The sequence below is a fragment of the Pantoea phosphatilytica genome (assembly GCF_051025615.1).
GTDB lineage: Bacteria > Pseudomonadota > Gammaproteobacteria > Enterobacterales > Enterobacteriaceae > Pantoea.
The window spans coordinates 1,586,425-1,602,587 of the sequence record NZ_JBPFDF010000001.1 but is presented as its reverse complement, the minus strand read 5'-3'; the positions used below and the strand labels follow the sequence as shown (position 1 = coordinate 1,602,587).

15 protein-coding genes and 1 tRNA gene are annotated in these 16,163 nt (G+C 57.3%); 12 read left to right on the top strand and 4 right to left on the bottom strand.

What is annotated here, in order from left to right:
- The first annotated feature begins 25 nt into the window (after positions 1–25).
- Genes ACR6AS_RS07885 through ACR6AS_RS07870 form a run of 4 tightly spaced genes read left to right on the top strand, consistent with a single transcriptional unit; the run spans position 26 to position 4,895 of the window.
- Positions 26–904, top strand: coding sequence for an ABC transporter substrate-binding protein (locus tag ACR6AS_RS07885; RefSeq protein ID WP_375717121.1), 879 nt, complete (start codon positions 26–28; stop codon positions 902–904).
- Positions 901–1,824 (top strand): amino acid ABC transporter permease, encoded by a 924-nt coding sequence (locus ACR6AS_RS07880; protein WP_288474886.1) that lies wholly within the window; start codon positions 901–903, stop codon positions 1,822–1,824. The genes ACR6AS_RS07885 and ACR6AS_RS07880 overlap by 4 nt, the downstream gene beginning before the upstream one ends.
- Positions 1,817–2,578, top strand: coding sequence for an amino acid ABC transporter ATP-binding protein (locus ACR6AS_RS07875; protein WP_128084518.1), 762 nt, complete (start codon positions 1,817–1,819; stop codon positions 2,576–2,578). The genes ACR6AS_RS07880 and ACR6AS_RS07875 overlap by 8 nt, the downstream gene beginning before the upstream one ends.
- Before the next feature lie 31 nt (positions 2,579–2,609).
- Positions 2,610–4,895, top strand: coding sequence for a molybdopterin-dependent oxidoreductase (locus ACR6AS_RS07870; protein ID WP_434161670.1), 2,286 nt, complete (start codon positions 2,610–2,612; stop codon positions 4,893–4,895).
- A gap of 4 nt (positions 4,896–4,899) precedes the next feature.
- On the opposite strand, the gene ACR6AS_RS07865 is transcribed toward ACR6AS_RS07870, so the two are convergent.
- Genes ACR6AS_RS07865 through ACR6AS_RS07855 form a run of 3 tightly spaced genes read right to left on the bottom strand, consistent with a single transcriptional unit; the run spans position 4,900 to position 7,900 of the window.
- The gene (locus tag ACR6AS_RS07865) at positions 4,900–6,207 is read right to left on the bottom strand and encodes an MmgE/PrpD family protein (RefSeq protein WP_434161668.1); all 1,308 of its coding nucleotides are present in this window, start codon (positions 6,205–6,207) and stop codon (positions 4,900–4,902) included.
- Positions 6,204–7,358, bottom strand: a complete 1,155-nt coding sequence (locus tag ACR6AS_RS07860) for an amidohydrolase (protein WP_293771650.1) — start codon at positions 7,356–7,358, stop codon at positions 6,204–6,206. The genes ACR6AS_RS07865 and ACR6AS_RS07860 overlap by 4 nt, the downstream gene beginning before the upstream one ends.
- On the bottom strand, positions 7,355–7,900 hold the full coding sequence (locus tag ACR6AS_RS07855; RefSeq protein WP_140916865.1) for a GNAT family N-acetyltransferase: 546 nt from the start codon (positions 7,898–7,900) through the stop codon (positions 7,355–7,357). Before ACR6AS_RS07855 ends, ACR6AS_RS07860 begins: the two co-directional genes overlap by 4 nt.
- A 254-nt stretch (positions 7,901–8,154) precedes the next feature.
- Between ACR6AS_RS07855 and ACR6AS_RS07850 the strand changes: the two genes are divergently transcribed.
- The 5 genes from ACR6AS_RS07850 to proR all read left to right on the top strand — a co-directional run bounded on the left by ACR6AS_RS07850 (position 8,155) and on the right by proR (position 11,934).
- Positions 8,155–9,234: an iron-containing alcohol dehydrogenase family protein gene (locus ACR6AS_RS07850; protein WP_434161666.1), complete on the top strand. Its 1,080-nt coding sequence runs from the start codon at positions 8,155–8,157 to the stop codon at positions 9,232–9,234.
- Positions 9,235–9,270: 36 nt separating this feature from the next.
- On the top strand, positions 9,271–10,572 hold the full coding sequence (locus ACR6AS_RS07845; RefSeq protein WP_288474874.1) for an LLM class flavin-dependent oxidoreductase: 1,302 nt from the start codon (positions 9,271–9,273) through the stop codon (positions 10,570–10,572).
- A gap of 93 nt (positions 10,573–10,665) precedes the next feature.
- Positions 10,666–10,941: a hypothetical protein gene (locus tag ACR6AS_RS07840; RefSeq protein WP_293771634.1), complete on the top strand. Its 276-nt coding sequence runs from the start codon at positions 10,666–10,668 to the stop codon at positions 10,939–10,941.
- 509 nt (positions 10,942–11,450) lie between these two features.
- Positions 11,451–11,666, top strand: a complete 216-nt coding sequence (locus ACR6AS_RS07835; RefSeq protein ID WP_434161997.1) for a hypothetical protein — start codon at positions 11,451–11,453, stop codon at positions 11,664–11,666.
- Positions 11,632–11,934, top strand: a complete 303-nt coding sequence (proR, locus tag ACR6AS_RS07830; RefSeq protein ID WP_293771631.1) for a transcriptional regulator ProR — start codon at positions 11,632–11,634, stop codon at positions 11,932–11,934. The genes ACR6AS_RS07835 and proR overlap by 35 nt, the downstream gene beginning before the upstream one ends.
- Positions 11,935–12,010: 76 nt before the next feature.
- Here proR and ACR6AS_RS07825 read toward each other — a convergent pair.
- Positions 12,011–12,086: transfer RNA gene (locus ACR6AS_RS07825), tRNA-Asn, on the bottom strand.
- 503 nt (positions 12,087–12,589) lie between these two features.
- Between ACR6AS_RS07825 and ACR6AS_RS07820 the strand changes: the two genes are divergently transcribed.
- From ACR6AS_RS07820 to ACR6AS_RS07810, 3 genes are read left to right on the top strand one after another with little or no spacing between them, the layout of a single operon-like run.
- Positions 12,590–13,513, top strand: coding sequence for a sugar ABC transporter substrate-binding protein (locus tag ACR6AS_RS07820; RefSeq protein ID WP_111140678.1), 924 nt, complete (start codon positions 12,590–12,592; stop codon positions 13,511–13,513).
- Between the two features lie 32 nt (positions 13,514–13,545).
- Positions 13,546–15,030: a sugar ABC transporter ATP-binding protein gene (locus tag ACR6AS_RS07815; protein WP_434161663.1), complete on the top strand. Its 1,485-nt coding sequence runs from the start codon at positions 13,546–13,548 to the stop codon at positions 15,028–15,030.
- A 23-nt stretch (positions 15,031–15,053) separates the two neighbouring features.
- Positions 15,054–16,079, top strand: a complete 1,026-nt coding sequence (locus ACR6AS_RS07810; RefSeq protein ID WP_181162214.1) for an ABC transporter permease — start codon at positions 15,054–15,056, stop codon at positions 16,077–16,079.
- The last annotated feature ends 84 nt before the right edge of the window (positions 16,080–16,163 follow it).

The window sequence follows — 16,163 nt, the reverse complement described above, 5'->3', positions numbered from 1 at the left end:
GGTTCCAGTGAAATTTATAAAAGGAATGTCCGTGTTAGCTCTGGCGCTCAGCGCACAGGCCAGCTTTGCCGCCGAACCCTCAGTGCCTGCGGAGAGCAGCGTGCATGTTAACGCGGATCCGGCGCTGAAGAGCCTGCTGCCTGCTGATATTCTCAAACGGGGTTACATCGTGGCAGGAACCAATCCCAACACACCGCCGACGACCTTCTATAAAGAAGATAATAAAACGCTGGCCGGTCGTGAAATTGACATCATGAATGCGGTAGGTGAGCGTCTGGGTATCGCCGTGCAATGGCGCGACACCGGCGGCTTTGACAATATTATTCCCGGTCTGAAAACCGGACGTTATGACGTCGCGCTGTCAAACATCAATGCCACGCCAGCCCGCCTGAAACAGATCGACTTCGTCGGTTACTACAGCGCCAGCCTGCTGGGCATTATCTCCCGCAAAGATGCGGGTGTAACGCCTTTTAAATCCCTGAACGATGTGTGCGGCAAAGAGGTTGGCGCTGGCTCCGGTACTACCCAGGTGACGCGGCTGGAAGAGGCCAGCAAAGCCTGTGAGACAGCGGGTAAGCCACCGATCAGGGTCGCGATATTCCCGGATCGTCCGGCTGGCGTGCAGGCGGTGGTCAGCGGGCGGGTTCCATTCTTCCTCGGCCCTTATGAGGGGCTGCTGTGGCAGACCAAAGTGATCAAACCACTGACCATGAGCGGCGAAATCACCGTCAGCGATGCACCGGTTTCTGTAGCGTTTCCAAAAGCCTCCCCGCTGGAACCAGCCGTGCAGGCGGCTCTGAATTCGTTAATCAAAGATGGCAGTTACCGGAAAATCCTCGATAACTGGGGAATCGGATTCGGTGCCGTAACCGAAGCGCGGCGCAATGAAGAGATTTTTAAATGAGCGAGATTCCGGACCACACTGACGATCTGAAAATCGTGGGCAAACGCTACTACGGACGCTGGCTGAGTGCGCTGGTGGTGCTGTTCTGCGTGGTGGCGATGGCACATTCGATGATTAACAACCCGCGTTTTGAGTGGGGGGTGATTGCGGAAAATTTTACGGCGCCCTCTATCCTGCAGGGTGTCATCATGACGCTGCAGCTCACCGTGATATCGGTGGTGCTGGGGTTCGCCTTTGGCACGGTGCTGGCGCTGATGCGCCTCTCCTCAAACCCTGTGCTGGCTGGGGTGAGCTGGGCTTACACCTGGTTCTTCCGGGGTGTGCCGATGCTGGTGCAGCTCTTTCTCTGGTACAACATTGCCGCCCTCTATCCCCGAATCGCGCTGTCCATTCCGGGGTGGGGGGAAATCTGGAGTGCGCAGTCTAATGCACTGGTCAGTCCGTTCAGTGCGGCGGTCATCGCGCTGGTGATGCATCAGTCCGCGTATGCCGCTGAAATTGTGCGTGCCGGTATCCAGAGCGTAGGCGACGGGCAGATTGAAGCCGCTCGCGCCCTGGGTTACCGCCCGGCGCAGATTTTCCGCCATACCGTCTTACCTCAGGCGATGCGCGCCATCCTGCCCCCGGCGGGCAATGAGATTATCGGCCAGCTGAAAACCACCGCCGTGGTCTCGGTCATCTCGCTGCAGGATGTACTGTTTTCGGCGCAGATTATTTATCAGCGCACCTATGAAGTGATACCGCTGCTGCTGGTCGCCACGCTGTGGTATCTGCTGATGACTTCCGTACTCTCTGTCGGTCAGTATTATGTCGAACGCTACTTTGGTCGCGGTGTGACGCGACGGGAGAGGCGAAGCCTGTTTGCGTCATTAGCGCGTGCTCCACTTCCCAAAACCCAGAGGAGCGTGAGCAATGGCTGAAGCAATCGCACTGCGCAAAGTCACCAAACGCTTCTCTGGTGTCACCATTCTTGATGAGGTTAACCTCGATATCCCTGCCGGGTCGGTCACGGTAATCCTGGGGCCATCCGGTTCCGGTAAATCGACGCTGCTGCGCTGTATCAATCATCTCGAAAAGCTGGATGGCGGAACAATCCGCATCGGTGGCCAGATGGTGGGATACCGGCAAAAAGGTCAGGCGCTGCATGAACTCAGCAGCAGTGCGATTGCCCGTCAGCGTGCAGAAATTGGCATGGTGTTTCAGCAGTTCAACCTGTTTCCCCACCGTACCGTCTTGCAGAACATCACTGATGCGCCGATGCGGGTGAAAAAGCAGAGTCGCCATCAGGCCACCACCAAAGCGCTGGCGCTGCTGAAGCAGGTGGGGCTCTCTGGCCGCGAAGATGAGTGGCCACAGAATCTCTCTGGTGGTCAGCAGCAGCGCGTGGCGATTGCCCGCGCACTGGCGATGGATCCCGGCGTGATGCTGTTTGATGAGCCGACCTCCGCCCTTGATCCTGAGCTGGTGGGGGAGGTGCTGCAGGTCATTAAGCAACTGGCACATTCCGGTATCACGATGGTGGTTGTCACCCATGAAATCGGCTTTGCCCGTGAGGTCGCCGACAACATTGTGTTTATGGAGAATGGCCGGATTGTGGCAGCCGGCCCGACGCAGCAGGTTCTCGACGATCCAGACAACGGACGGGTCAGAAACTTCATTGCAACGGTGCGCTGAGCACCGTCTTTCAGGGTAATCAGGAATCAGCATGACGCAGAAACCGGTAATGCACAGCGCTCACTGGGGCGCTTTTCACGTCCAGAACAGTGACGATCAACTGCTGATTGAACCCTTTCGTGGCGATCCCGATCCCAGTCCGCTATTGCAGAACTTTCGTCAGGCACTGAATCATCCGGCTCGCGTCGCGCAGCCGATGATACGCCGTGGCTGGCTGGAAAACGGGCCAGGTCCGGATGAGCGTCGCGGAGCGGACGAATATGTCGCAGTGAGCTGGGAAGAGGCCAGTCAGCGGGTGGCACAGGAGCTTCAGCGGGTCGGAGAGTCTTATGGTCCGGAAGGCATTTTTGGTGGATCTTACGGCTGGTCAAGCGCAGGCCGCTTTCATCACGCACAAAGCCAGGTGCACCGTTTCCTGAATACGGTGATGGGGGGATATGTCCGTTCGGTCAACAGTTACAGTTCCGGTGCGGCCTCGGTCCTGCTGCCGCATATTATCGGTGACATGAACGAGATCGCACGACGTGGCGTCAGCTGGGAAGAGATTGCCGGGCACAGTGAAGTCGTTCTGGCGTTTGGCGGTCTGGCGCTGAAGAATTCGCAGGTCGCCAGCGGCGGCCTGAGTGAGCATACCGAGCGCGGTTTTATAGAGCGTGCCGCCCAGCGCGGAACCCGTTTTATCTCAGTGAGTCCGCTGAAAAGCGATCTGCCTGATGAGGCGCAGGGCGAGTGGCTGGCACTGCGGCCCGGCACGGATGCGGCATTTATGCTCGGACTGCTGGCCGTGCTGATTGCGGAATCGCTGACTGATGAGGCGTTTCTGGCGCGTTACTGTGTCGGCTGGCCGCAGATGGTCGCTTACCTTCGCGGTGAGGAAGATGGCATCGTCCGTGACGCGCAGTGGGCGGCCGCAATCTGTGGCGTCAGCAGTGACATCATCAGTCAGTTTGCGCGGCAGCTTCACGGCAAGCGCGTTCTCATCACCGTAGCTCATGCGTTGCAACGTGCTGAGCATGGTGAACAGCCAGTATGGCTTGGCCTGGTGCTGGCGGCAGCGCTCGGACAACCGGGACTGCCCGGTGGTGGATACACCTATGCCTTAGGGGCGCTCGGCCACTATGGCAAGCATCACAATCTGGTCAGTTTTCCAGCCCTGCCGCAGGGTAAAAATGGCATCGACCGCTTTATTCCGGTGGCCCGTATCGCCGACATGCTACTCCATCCCGGTACCCGATTTCACTACAACGGTCGTCAGCTTACCTATCCCCATGTCCGGCTGGCCTACTGGGCAGGTGGCAATCCGTTTCACCATCATCAGGATCTGGCGCGGCTGCGCCAGGCATTCTGCCAGCTGGACACGCTGATCGTTCACGAGAGCGCCTGGACTGCCACGGCACGCCATGCGGATATCGTTCTGCCTGCCAACATGACGCTGGAGCGCGAGGATATCGGTGGTGCGCCGACCGATCGCCATTTAGTCGCCATGCAACCCGTGGCCGCGCCCTATGCCGAAGCCCGGGATGATTATACGATTTTCCGTGACCTGGCCCGGCGTCTGGGCAGGGAATCGGCGTTCAGCGAAGGGCGCGATGCGCGTGACTGGCTACAGCATCTCTACGGTCAGCTGCAGGAAAAACTGGCGGCTCATGCGATACAGACGCCTGACTTCAGCCAGTTCTGGCAGCAGGGCGTGCTGGAGCTACCGCAGGTAAAGGATGGTGGCCGCATGATGAGGGCGTTTCGTGACGACCCCGACGCCGCGCCGCTGCCAACGCCAGACGGAAAAATTGAGATCTTCTCCGCGGTAATCGCCAGCTTTGGATATCACGACTGTCCCGGTCATCCCGTATGGCGCGAGCCGCAGCAAAAGCCCAGTACCAGCTATCCCTTCTGGCTGATTGCCAACCAGCCTGCTTCACGGCTGCACAGTCAGCTCGATTTTGGCGATTACAGCCAGAGCACCAAGCGGAGCGGTCGGGAAGTCTGCACTCTGAACCGGGCCGATGCGGTCGCGCAGGCGATCGCGGAGGGGGATATCATCGAACTCTTTAATGATCGGGGTCATGTGCTCGCCAGCGCCCGTCTCACCGACACCATCATGCCCGGTGTGGTTCAGCTGCCCACCGGCGCCTGGTACGACCCGGTGGATCCCACCGCGGCCCGCCCGCTATGCCGTCACGGAAATCCTAATGTGCTGACGATGGATATCGCTACCTCCTCGCTCACACAGGGATGCAGCGGACAGATTACCGTCGTCCAGGTGAGAAAGTTCGCCGGGGAGATTACGCCCGTTCAGGCGTTCACTCCCCCGCAATAGCAGACTAGCGGTTCAGTGCTCCGGTCAGCGTCTGCAGGTCGGCTGCTGACCGCAGGGCACTGACAGCAGCAAGGAGTTCGGGCGGCGCGTCATCCAGCGCCCGGTGGAGCTTGCTGTCGACATCCACGCCTTCCGCCAGCGATGCCTGTCGCGTCCGCCGCTGATGCCGCGTTGTGCCATCCGAAAGCCTCAACGTGACCACATGAAAGCGCAGGGCAGGATTAAGGGCATCCGGCGGCGCAGTCTCATCCGGCGTCCGCCGTACGCGGCTGGCCAGCGGCATCACCTGCTGATTGAGATTGCCTTCGGCGAAATCCTCCAGGCGCAGGTCGCCATAAATCAGCATGGCGGCGATCACATATTCCAGGCTGAATCGCGCTTCAATGCCGTTAGCCGGCGTCCGGATTGAGGCGGCAATATCACCGCCCGGTGGAAAGGCAACGGTGATCTCAACGATCTGGCTGAGCAGGGCATCCAGAGATTTGCCCGCCGCCAGCCACTGCTGACGCAGAATGCGGGCGGCTTCTGCCGCGCTATGGGTGCCCGCGCAGGTCGGGAAGGGTTTGAACTCCAGTCCTGGCGTAATGATTCGCCAGGGGCTGCCCCAGTTTTCAATTACCGTCTCCGGCTGCGCCTGACCTGCGCTACTGGCGGCAAGGAAGGCTTCAATGACTCCCTGCTGGCGGCCATCGAATCCGGCCAGGGTAAGCTGAGCCGCCGTTACGGCACGTTCAGCGGCGAAGCCTGCATGAAGCGGTTTTACCGCCGATCCAAACTGCGCCCGTAAACCGCTGGCCTGGGTCGCCGCAATGCCGAGCAGGGTGGCCGTAGCCTCTCTCTCCATCTCCAGCAGGCGCGCCAGCGCCGCCGCCGCGGCAAGGGTGCCCAGCGTTGCTGTATTGTGATACCCCTGTGCATAGTGCTGCTGAGTGGCGGCCAGCCCAAGACGACCGGCCATCTCCACACCGGTAACGTAGGCATCCAGAAACTGCTCAGGGCGTTTGGGCTGATACTGCTGCCAGGCAAAGAGCGCAGGCAGGATCACTACGCTGGGATGACCGCGGAAATCAGCATGAAAGTCGTCGTAGTCCAGCGCATGTCCCGCATAGCCCAGCAGCAGCGCCTGCGAACGCAGGCTACGATCCTGCCAGAGGTGACGAAGAGCCGGTAAGCCACTATCCGGCACCTTGCCCTGGAGTATCGGCCAGCTCACTGCCAGAAAATCCCGGATGCCTTCGCGTGCATGCTCGTGCGCGGCGGCATCCGGCTGACCGTCGAGGATCGCGGCAGCCAGCGCCGCAGTCAGGTTCATTGGGGACGCCCCGCTGAGCTGAGTGCCGCCCGCGCAAGGTTGGCCAGATAGCGCGCCGTGGGAATCAGCACCTCATCATTAACCCGGAAAGCAGGGTGATGCAGCGCATAGGGTTCACCGGTACCCACCATCATAAAAGCGCCTGGCAGCCGCTGCTGGTAGAAGGCAAAATCTTCTCCAATCGGACTCGCCTCAACCACGCGTGCTTCAAATCCACTGCGCTCCGCCTGCTGTAAAGCCACGTCCACCCAGTGCGCATCGTTGACCACCGAAGGTGGCCCGGCATGCCAGTTAAAACTGATCTGTGCATCAAAGGCGGCCCCGATGCCCGCCACAATCGTCCGGAAGCGTTGCTCAAGGCGCTGCCGGGTTGATTGTGAAAATGTCCGAACGGTGCCCTCCAGCCAGGCGCTGTCCGGGATGACGTTCCAGGTGCTGCCGCTGTGGATCTGGGTGACAGAGACCACGGCGTTGTCAGCAGAAGGGGCATTGCGGCTGATCAGCGTCTGCGCAGCAGCAACAATCTGGGCCGCAATAACGATGGGATCATTACCCTGATCCGGCTTAGCGGCATGACTGCCAGTGCCGCTAATCGCAATCTCAAAGTGGTCGACGGCGGCGGTCAGCGGCCCGGCTTTTGAGCCAATGACGCCAGCGGGCAGGGACGGATCGTTATGAATACCGAAAATCGCCAGCGCATCGGTTAATGCCCCGCTGGCAATCACCTCCGGCGCACCCTGGCCCGTCTCCTCCGCGGCCTGAAAGAGGATCCGTACCCGACCGGGCAGATTCTCTTCCTCTTGCTTTAACAGGATCGCCGCGCCCAGTGCCGCCGCGCTGTGAAAATCGTGTCCGCAGGCGTGCATCACGCCAGGACGCTGTGAGCGATAGCTGACGCCAGATTGCTCTTCAACAGGCAGCGCGTCGATATCGGCCCGCAGAACAATCAGCGGGCCTGCTGACGCGCCAATCTCTGCGACCAGGCCGGTTTTCAGCGGCAGACTGAGAATACGTATCTGATGCTTTTCCAGCTGCGCGCGCAGGCGGGCTGTGGTGTCGAACTCCTGATTCGATAATTCCGGAAACTGATGCAGTTCATGACGGAATGCGATTAGCTGATCGTCTAATGTGGCGGAAATAGTGATGCTCATGGTGCGCTCCCTTGTTCTGCTGTCTGACGGCGTAACCAGACATCATGTGCCGCCGGGTCCAGAATTTTTTTCATGTAGAGGGTGATATGGCCTTTGCCAAGATCGCGGGTATGCATCGGCTGGAAGCCGCGCTTCAGGTACATCGCCTGCAGCCACGGATGGCTGGTGGCCGTGCCCAGAGAGACTGCCGGGGCGCGCAGCTGACCCGTCAGAATCTCCTGTTCGATCCACTCCAGCACCTGGCGACCAAAGTGCTGGCCGGGATAGTCAGGATGCGCGCCAAACCAGCCAATATGTGGCAGGCCAAAGGGGCCAGGCAGAGGTCCCCAGGGATAGCGAACGGTGGCTGAAGAGACCATCTTCTCGTCAGCATAGAGCGCATACACGCCATGACTCTGCAGATGGTGTAGTGCCATCGCGCGGTCAGCGGTGGCGGCATCAAATTTAATGCCCAGCGCTTTAACGGGCGCATAAGCAGCATGCATCAGAGCCAGATAAACATCGGCTTCATCCTCTCTGACCTGGCGAAAATCGAGTTGCATGTTATTTTCCGGAAATTGCGCTGCGTAGAGTGAATTAATTCAGCCGGAGGAGAAGAGTAACAGTAAAGCGTCAGACTGCTATATGTGAAAAATAACTAACCTCATGCAGATTTGTGAATAAAGAATGGCGGGTTTTCAATTGCTTAAATGAGTGATTACCGTACTATTTAAATAAGAAGTAACTCTATTTTCAGTCAGCAACTTAATGTATTTGAATCCCTTTTTGGCCTAATTTTTATAATCAGGATACCGCTGTGTTAGCAATTACCTCTCCGCGAGCCTATGCACATGAGGCGGGCCAGCGTGCACGCGTCGGTGAGTTTATAAAGCCTTATTCCCGCCATATCCGGATAGTAACGTCGCCGCGCGCGTGGCAGGCGGTTAACCCCGAATTAAGCCAGAGTCTGGCGGCGTCTGATATTCGCTGGCAGCTGGACTTTTTAACGAGTGAATGTACCGAAGCGGCTATTGCCCATGTCAGACAGCAAACCGAACAGCAGGGTGCAGAATTGCTGCTGGCGATTGGTGGTGGACGGGTACTGGATACCGCCAAAGCCGCTGCCAGCCAGCTACCGGGGCTGACGCTAATCAACTTCGCCACTCAAGCCGCCACCTGCGCGGCATGGTCACCGCTTGCGATTATTTACGACGAGACGGGCGGGCATCTGCGCAGTCAGCCGCTGGAAAAAATGCCAGAGCAGGTGCTGGTGGACAGTGAGGTGATCGCCAGGAGCGATGTGCGCTTTCTGAAAGCGGGTATTGTGGATGCGCTGGCAAAATATTATGAATTCCGGCCTTACCAGAAGCATAACCCGAACGATCTGGCGCTGGATTTGAAGGTAATGACAGCGCGACAGGCCCTGGACGCTTTCAGGCACTATGGCGAGGCCGCGATCGCCGCCTGTCAGCAGCAGCAGGTCACGCCTGAGCTGGTAAAAGTTATTGATGCCTCAATCGTGCTGGCCGGTCTGGCAAACAGCGTGCGTGATGCGCTGCCGACGCCGGGGCTGGCGCATGCCATCCATAATCGCCTGACACATCAGCCAGAACTGCATCACTGGCTGCATGGTGAAAAAGTAGGGTTCAGCCTGCTGGTGCAGTCGCTGCTGGAACAGGCGGAAGAACCCGATGCAGAACTGCTTACGCTACTGCGCTATTACGACATGCCATTAGTGCTGCCTGCGCTGTCGGGCGATCGGCAGGCCGCACTGCGCAATATTGCACAGCAGGTCAGATTCCCCAAAGCCAGTGCAGAACGCCTGCCTTTTAACGTCTCCGCCAGCGCAATCGAGCAGGCTCTGCGGGCAACAGACACCCTTTTACAGGCGCGCTGAGGCGTGCTTTTTCACTTTTCATATCAGGAATAACATATGCATGCTGCCACTTCACCCCGTCACCTGCGCCTCGGCCTGTTTGTTCAACCTGTGGGCCAGCACGTCAGCGGCTGGCGCCTGACGGAACAGCTGGGCGATCCCACCGACATCGACTGGCTGATCACCCTGGCGAAAAAAGCCGAAGCAGGGAAATTCGACCTCTTCTTTGTCGGTGATGCGCTGGCAACCAGCATGTATCGTCTGCCATCGACCATGGCGCGTCTTGAACCACTGACGATGCTGGCGGCGCTGGCGGTCAATACCCGGCATATCGGCCTGGCCGCGACCGCCTCTACTACTTTCAGCGATCCCTTTACGCTGGCGCGCAGCTTCTCATCGCTGGATCACATCAGCCGGGGTCGTGCCGCGTGGAACGTCGTCACCTCGTTTTCCGCCGACGTTGCACGTAACTTCAGCCGCAGCGATATGCCCGATCATGCTGCACGCTACGCTCGTGCGCGTGAGTTTCTCGACGTAACGAATAAACTGTGGGAGGGCTGGGAAGAGGGCGCCGTGCAGCCAGACAAGGCGACCGGGCGCTATTTCGTCGATGAGAAGATTAAGCCAATTCATCATCAGGGTGAACATTTTCAGGTTCAGGGTCCGCTGAATATCACCCGTTCGCCGCAGGGCCGACCCGTAATTATCGAAGCAGGTTCTTCTGCTGATGGTCAGAAGCTTGCAGCGGAGACGGCGGAAGTGATCTTTACCGCATCTGCCAGCCTGGAAGAGGCGCAGGCCTTCTATCGTGCGCAAAAAGCGCAGGTAGCGGCGGCGGGGCGCAGCCCGGACCAGGTGGTGATCATGCCGGGCGTCATGCCGATTATTGGCCACACGCGTGAAGAAGCGAAGGCGCTCTGGAAAGAGCTGAACACGCTGGTGGATATTGAGAATGGGCTGAGCCAGCTCTCACTGCGGTTCAGCATGGATCTCAGTCACTATCCGCTGGATGGCCCGGTGCCGGAGGTGCCACTGGGCGAGGGGAACCAGAGCCGTGTCAGACTGATGACCGATATGGCAAAACGCGAAAACCTGACGCTGCGCGAGCTGGCCGCCGTTGCCGCCGGTTCACGCGGACACCGCGTGATTGTCGGCACGGCTGAAGATATCGCCGATGACTTCCAGCTATGGCTGGAGCAGGGCGGCGCAGATGGTTTTAACATCATGCCCGCCATCATGCCGGAACAGCTCGATCTGTTTGTGGAACAGGTGATCCCGGAACTGCGCCGTCGCGGACTGTTTCGCGAGGAGTATGCGTTTGCGACCCTGCGTGAGAATCTGGGGCTGCCGCCGGTGTAAAAGGGCCTTACTGGCCGCCGCAGTGGATAATTACCAAAAAAGATAGCGGGTCGCTATAGTGGTGATCTCCCCTACGGACGATGAGGACAGGCGATGTCAGACTACTGCTTTTTTACCAGAGGCAAAGAGACCGTTGTGCTGCGAAGCTCAGAACGGAAGTGTGCTGCAGAGCTGGCGGAGCAGGGTTACGTGAGAGAGCCTGAAGAGATTGATGCGACCGATGAAAAGAAGGCGCTTGCCCGACTGAACGACATACGGAAAGAACAGGCTATCGATCAGCATAACTTCCTTTCCGGTGCGTTTGCGATGCCACTCATCAGTGTGCTGACCGCGCTTGCGGCCTGTCTGTTCTGGCGAAAAAAGCGATAACGTCAGCCTGAATGGCGGCACGCTCATTAGCCTCCGGCATGTCAGGAACATTGCTGACATTTACGACCGCTATGCATTACGGCGGCCCCATCTTCTTCATCAGCCCGCTCTGTAATGCCTGAGCGGGTTTTTTGTTGCAGTACGCCGGTTCACCCGCGCTCCGTTCACTGCACCCTTGCTCGCAAAACAGTGACGTCCTGATGTAATCACGCCGAAAAGGCCGGGCACCTCTTTCCGTTTCTGTTCATCGCACAGGCATCCGGTGAGGCGTTGCTGCACACTCGATTATCGCTGTGCAGCTACATAGCTCCTGACCTGTATCAGAGGATGTCCTGTGTGGACGATTAAAACGACGGAGCGATTTAACCGCGGGTTTTCTCTGCCTGATGACAGCGACCGTACTGCGTGCTGGCAGCATTGATGATGTGGCGGGAGTAGGGGCCGGTCTTTCCAGGCCGTGTGCGGACCCGCTCAGAGGCTCCGTTTATCTGAACATATAAGAGTTACGCATCCAGAGCGGTGGCAAGCCGATCAGCGCGTTCTTTGCATTTGACCCACAGCGAACGGCGATCCTGCTTTGGTCCGGAAATAAGGCGGGCAATGAACAGCGTTGCTATCAGGAGAGGATTCCGGTCGCCGATGGGGAATTCACACACTGGCTGAAGACGCTTAAACACCAGGAGTCAGGTGATGGGCAGAACGCTGGAACCGCTTGTTGCCGATGAAAACCCGGAGGTCGTTGCCGACGCGCAGGCTATGGCGACAAACATCCTGCTCAATATGCACCTCGCTGAACTGCGTGAAAAAGTGAAGAAGACGCTGGCAGAAATGGCGGGAGCGCGGGGTATCACGCAGCCTGCCGTGGCGGGCATGGAAAAGCCGGGACGAGACCTGAAACTTTCCACGCTGAAACGCTATGTCGATGCGGCAGGGGGGAAGCTGAAACGGGCGGCAGAAGGGCCAGATGGTTCGCACGACGGTTTCCGGGTGTAATCACAGGGGCGCAGACCCCCGGACGCGCAAAAGCAAAAAGCCCGCTCAGGTTTCCCTGAGCGGGCTTTTCTAATTCTGGCTCCTCTGACTGGACTCGAACCAGTGACATACGGATTAACAGTCCGCCGTTCTACCGACTGAACTACAGAGGAATCGCTTGAACGGGGCGAATATTAACGGCACGGATCCCGCTTGTCAAAGCCCTGTTTACTGAAATGCGTTCAGATGCTCGTAAAAGCAGCGGATTGATGATTTTTCCCCATATCTGCTGGCTTTTCAAACTGCCAACAGGATCTCACTTTGCGGGCATTTCTCTACAGATGTTAGAGGCATGTCAAAGTTTTGTTGTTTGCCGATGTTAAAACAACCATTTCAGTGCTTTTATGATAAAAATTTCAAAACTGAATTATATGGAACAAATAAACTGCTTATCATCACGGTCGTCACTATCGGCCGGAAATGAAACGGCATTTTGAAAGTAACTGTCTGTAGATCAAGTGATTGTGAAAAGGAGCGGTCGATCACAAAAATAGTCGTAACCCAGAGTCTTACCTCAAATTTCCCGAAACAGACGCCAGTCAGACTGGATGAATGTAAAAGATATTTTTCATTCTCAAAGCGCTGCTGAGCAAGTTAACAAATAAGAAGGGTACCTATGAACATCAAAAAAACGATTGTCGCCTCACTGTTAGCCTGCATGTTACCTGCCGCGGTTATGGCAAAAGATATCTCGGTAGGCGTCTCTATGGCGCTGTTTGACGACAACTTCCTGACCATTCTGCGCAATTCAATGCAGAAAGAGATGCAGAAAGATAACGTTAAAGGGCAGGTTGAAGATGCGAAGGGCGACGTTTCACAGCAGCTGCAGCAGGTACAGAACTTTATCGGCCAGGGTGTTGATGCCCTGATCGTCAACCCGGTCGACACCAATGCGGTGAAACCGATTATGGATCAGGCGAGCAAAGCCGGTATCCCGCTGGTCTTCGTTAACCGCCGTCCTCAGGCAGAACTGACCGGTAAAATGGCCTACGTCGGTTCCGACTCTGAACTGGCCGGACGCTTACAGATGGAAGCGCTGGCTAAGGCGATGAACGGCAAGGGCAACGTCGCCATCCTGATGGGCGATCTGGCAAACGAAGCGACCCGTGACCGTACCAAAGGGGTAGAGCAGGTGGCGGCGAAATTCCCTGGCATCAAAATTGTTCAGAAGCAGACCGCTAAATTTACCCGTAACGACGCGGTGGATGTGGTGAGCAACTGGTTAACGGCAGGCGATCAGATCAATGCCATCGCCTCTAACAACGATGAAATGGCGATTGGTGCGCTGCAGGCGCTGGGCAAAAACCCGGATAAAATCCTGATCGCCGGGGTGGATGGAACGCCTGATGCACTGCAGATGCTGAAGCAGGGCAAGATGGTCGCGACAGTCTTCCAGGATGCGAAGGGTCAGGGCGAGGGTGCCGTACAGACGGCCATCAAACTGGTGAAAGGCGAACAGGTTCAGAAAGTGATCAATATCCCTTATCAGCTGATCACGAAAGAAAACATGGAACAGTTTACCAATCGTAACCTGAAATAATCGTTCCCGACCCAGCTGTACGGAGGTGATAAATGAACGCGTTTGCGCTTGAAGCCGAAGGCATCAGCAAGTTCTTCCCCGGCGTTAAAGCCCTCGACAACGTATCGTTGCGGGTGCGTCCGGGAACGGTACATGCCTTGATGGGCGAAAATGGCGCGGGCAAATCCACTTTAATGAAGTGCCTTATCGGGATGTATCGTCCCGATAAGGGCACCATCAAAATTAAAGGGGAGCCGGTGCAGTTTCAGGACACCATGGACGCGTTGCGTTCCGGCATTTCGATGATCCACCAGGAGCTTAACCTGGTGCCCTACATGACCGTCGCTGAGAATATCTGGCTGGGTCGCGAACCAATGAAGTTCGGCTTCGTCGATCACGCCCGACTGAATCAGGTGACGCAGGAGCTGCTTAACCGCCTCAATATCCGGCTCAAAGCCGAACGGATGGTGGGAGAACTGAGCATTGCGTCGCAGCAGATGGTCGAGATTGCCAAAGCGGTCTCCTGGGACTCAGACATTGTCATCATGGATGAGCCGACTTCCGCACTGACGGAAACCGAAGTGGCGCACCTCTTTACTATCATTCGTGACCTGCGCGAGCAGGGCAAAGCAATCATCTATATCAGCCATAAGATGGATGAGATTTTCACCATCACCGATGAGGTCAGTATCTTCCGTGACGGCAGCTGGATCGCCAGCGACCAGACGGCGAAGTATACCCGTCAGTCGCTGATCACCCAGATGGTCGGACGCGAACTGACCCAGCTGTTCCCGAAATTCAACAGCGCCATCGGCGAGGAAGTGCTGACGGTGCGCAATCTCAGCTGTCGGGATCGTTTTACCGACGTCAGTTTCAGCGTGCGGCGGGGGGAAATCCTCGGCGTTGCCGGACTGGTGGGCGCAGGGCGCAGCGAGGTGATGGAGAGCCTGTTCGGGATGGAGAGCTTTGACAGCGGCGAAATCTTAATTGATGGCGTGCCGGTGAAGATTGACTCGCCGTCTACCGCCATTGAAAAGGGCATGGCCTTTCTCACCGAAGATCGTAAAAAGTCCGGGCTGTTTCTGGTGCTGTCGGTGATGGAGAACATGAGTATCGTCAATATGCCCGAATACAGCGGCAAAAGTGGCTTTGTCAGTCATGTGAAGATGGCGCAGGACTGTATGGACCAGATTCGCCGCCTCAATATCAAAACCCCGACCATGGATCAGATCATCAACAACCTCAGTGGCGGTAATCAGCAGAAGGTGCTGATTGCCCGCTGGCTGCTGGCACAACCGAAGATCCTGATTCTGGACGAACCAACGCGCGGCATCGACGTTGGTGCAAAAGCAGAAATCTACCGCTTAATCAGTGAACTGGCCAACCGTGGCGTTGTAATCATCATGGTCTCATCTGAGCTGCCCGAAATTCTGGGCATGAGTGACCGGGTGATGGTCATGCACGGCGGGCGTATAACCGGCATCCTCGATAAAGAAGACGCCGATCAGGAAACCATTCTGTCGTTGGCATCCGAATGAGGCGCGAGAATACTATGAGCAATATGAAAGCTACTGCCACCCCGGCAGCCCCGCAGCAACCCTCTTTTTTTGCCAGCCTGCGTCATAAATTGCCGAAAGACACCGGCATTTTTGTGGTGATGGTCGGGATTGCGCTGATTTTTGAAATGTTTGGCTGGTACGTGCGTGACCAGTCTTTCCTGCTCAACACCAACCGTCTGATCCTGATTGTGTTGCAGGTGGCGATTATCGGGATCATTGCCGTCGGTGTAACTCAGGTCATCATCACTACCGGTATCGATCTCTCTTCAGGGTCTGTAATCGCGCTGGCGGCAGTGGTGGCCGCAAGTCTGGCGCAGACCTCTGACAGCCTCTCGCCGATGTATCCGTCTCTGGTCAATATGCCTGCGGTCATCCCTATTGCGGCCGGGATCGGTGTCGGCCTGCTGGCCGGTGTGGTCAATGGGGTGTTAATCACCCGCACCGGAATTCCGCCCTTTATCGCCACGCTGGGTATGATGGTGTCGGCTCGCGGTCTGGCGCAGTATTACACGCAGGGCAATCCCATCAGCTTCCTGTCTGACGGCTTTACCTCCATCGGCCAGGGTGCCATGCCGGTGGTCATTTTCCTGGTGGTGGCGCTGCTGTTCCACATCGCCCTGAAACATACCCGCTACGGCAAATATGTCTACGCCATCGGCGGCAACATGACCTCGGCGAAGGTCTCCGGTATCAACGTTAATAAGTATCTGATTATCGTCTACACCATTGCCGGCGCACTCTCTGGCCTGGCGGGTGTGGTGCTGGCGGCGCGCGTCAGCAGCGGCCAGTCAAGTATGGGGATGTCCTACGAGCTGGACGCGATTGCCGCGGCCGTGATCGGCGGTAGCAGCCTGATGGGGGGCGTAGGCCGGATCACCGGCACATTAATCGGCGCGGTCATTCTCGGGCTGATTAAAAGCGGATTCACCTTCGTCGGCGTCGATGCCTACATTCAGGACATCATCAAAGGCATCATCATTGTGGCGGCAGTTTCTATCGATATGCACCGTAACCGCAAAAAACGTTAACCGGCAGGCGTTGCCCTCTTCAGAACAGGGGAGAGGGCAGCGTTTGCTCTTATCTCTGCCCGCCCGTAATAAGTCTTCGTGCTG

Bases quoted from the DNA above. Each gene is read 5' to 3' on its own strand.
- ACR6AS_RS07815 (WP_434161663.1), top strand. From the start codon at position 13,546: ATGAACGCGTTTGCGCTTGAAGCCGAAGGCATCAGCAAGTTCTTCCCC.
- ACR6AS_RS07880 (WP_288474886.1), top strand. From the start codon at position 901: ATGAGCGAGATTCCGGACCACACTGACGATCTGAAAATCGTGGGCAAA.
- ACR6AS_RS07870 (WP_434161670.1), top strand. From the start codon at position 2,610: ATGACGCAGAAACCGGTAATGCACAGCGCTCACTGGGGCGCTTTTCAC.
- ACR6AS_RS07845 (WP_288474874.1), top strand. From the start codon at position 9,271: ATGCATGCTGCCACTTCACCCCGTCACCTGCGCCTCGGCCTGTTTGTT.
- ACR6AS_RS07820 (WP_111140678.1), top strand. From the start codon at position 12,590: ATGAACATCAAAAAAACGATTGTCGCCTCACTGTTAGCCTGCATGTTA.
- ACR6AS_RS07875 (WP_128084518.1), top strand. From the start codon at position 1,817: ATGGCTGAAGCAATCGCACTGCGCAAAGTCACCAAACGCTTCTCTGGT.
- ACR6AS_RS07885 (WP_375717121.1), top strand. From the start codon at position 26: ATGTCCGTGTTAGCTCTGGCGCTCAGCGCACAGGCCAGCTTTGCCGCC.
- proR (WP_293771631.1), top strand. From the start codon at position 11,632: ATGGGCAGAACGCTGGAACCGCTTGTTGCCGATGAAAACCCGGAGGTC.
- ACR6AS_RS07810 (WP_181162214.1), top strand. From the start codon at position 15,054: ATGAAAGCTACTGCCACCCCGGCAGCCCCGCAGCAACCCTCTTTTTTT.
- ACR6AS_RS07855 (WP_140916865.1), bottom strand. From the start codon at position 7,900: ATGCAACTCGATTTTCGCCAGGTCAGAGAGGATGAAGCCGATGTTTAT.
- ACR6AS_RS07840 (WP_293771634.1), top strand. From the start codon at position 10,666: ATGTCAGACTACTGCTTTTTTACCAGAGGCAAAGAGACCGTTGTGCTG.
- ACR6AS_RS07865 (WP_434161668.1), bottom strand. From the start codon at position 6,207: ATGAACCTGACTGCGGCGCTGGCTGCCGCGATCCTCGACGGTCAGCCG.
- ACR6AS_RS07860 (WP_293771650.1), bottom strand. From the start codon at position 7,358: ATGAGCATCACTATTTCCGCCACATTAGACGATCAGCTAATCGCATTC.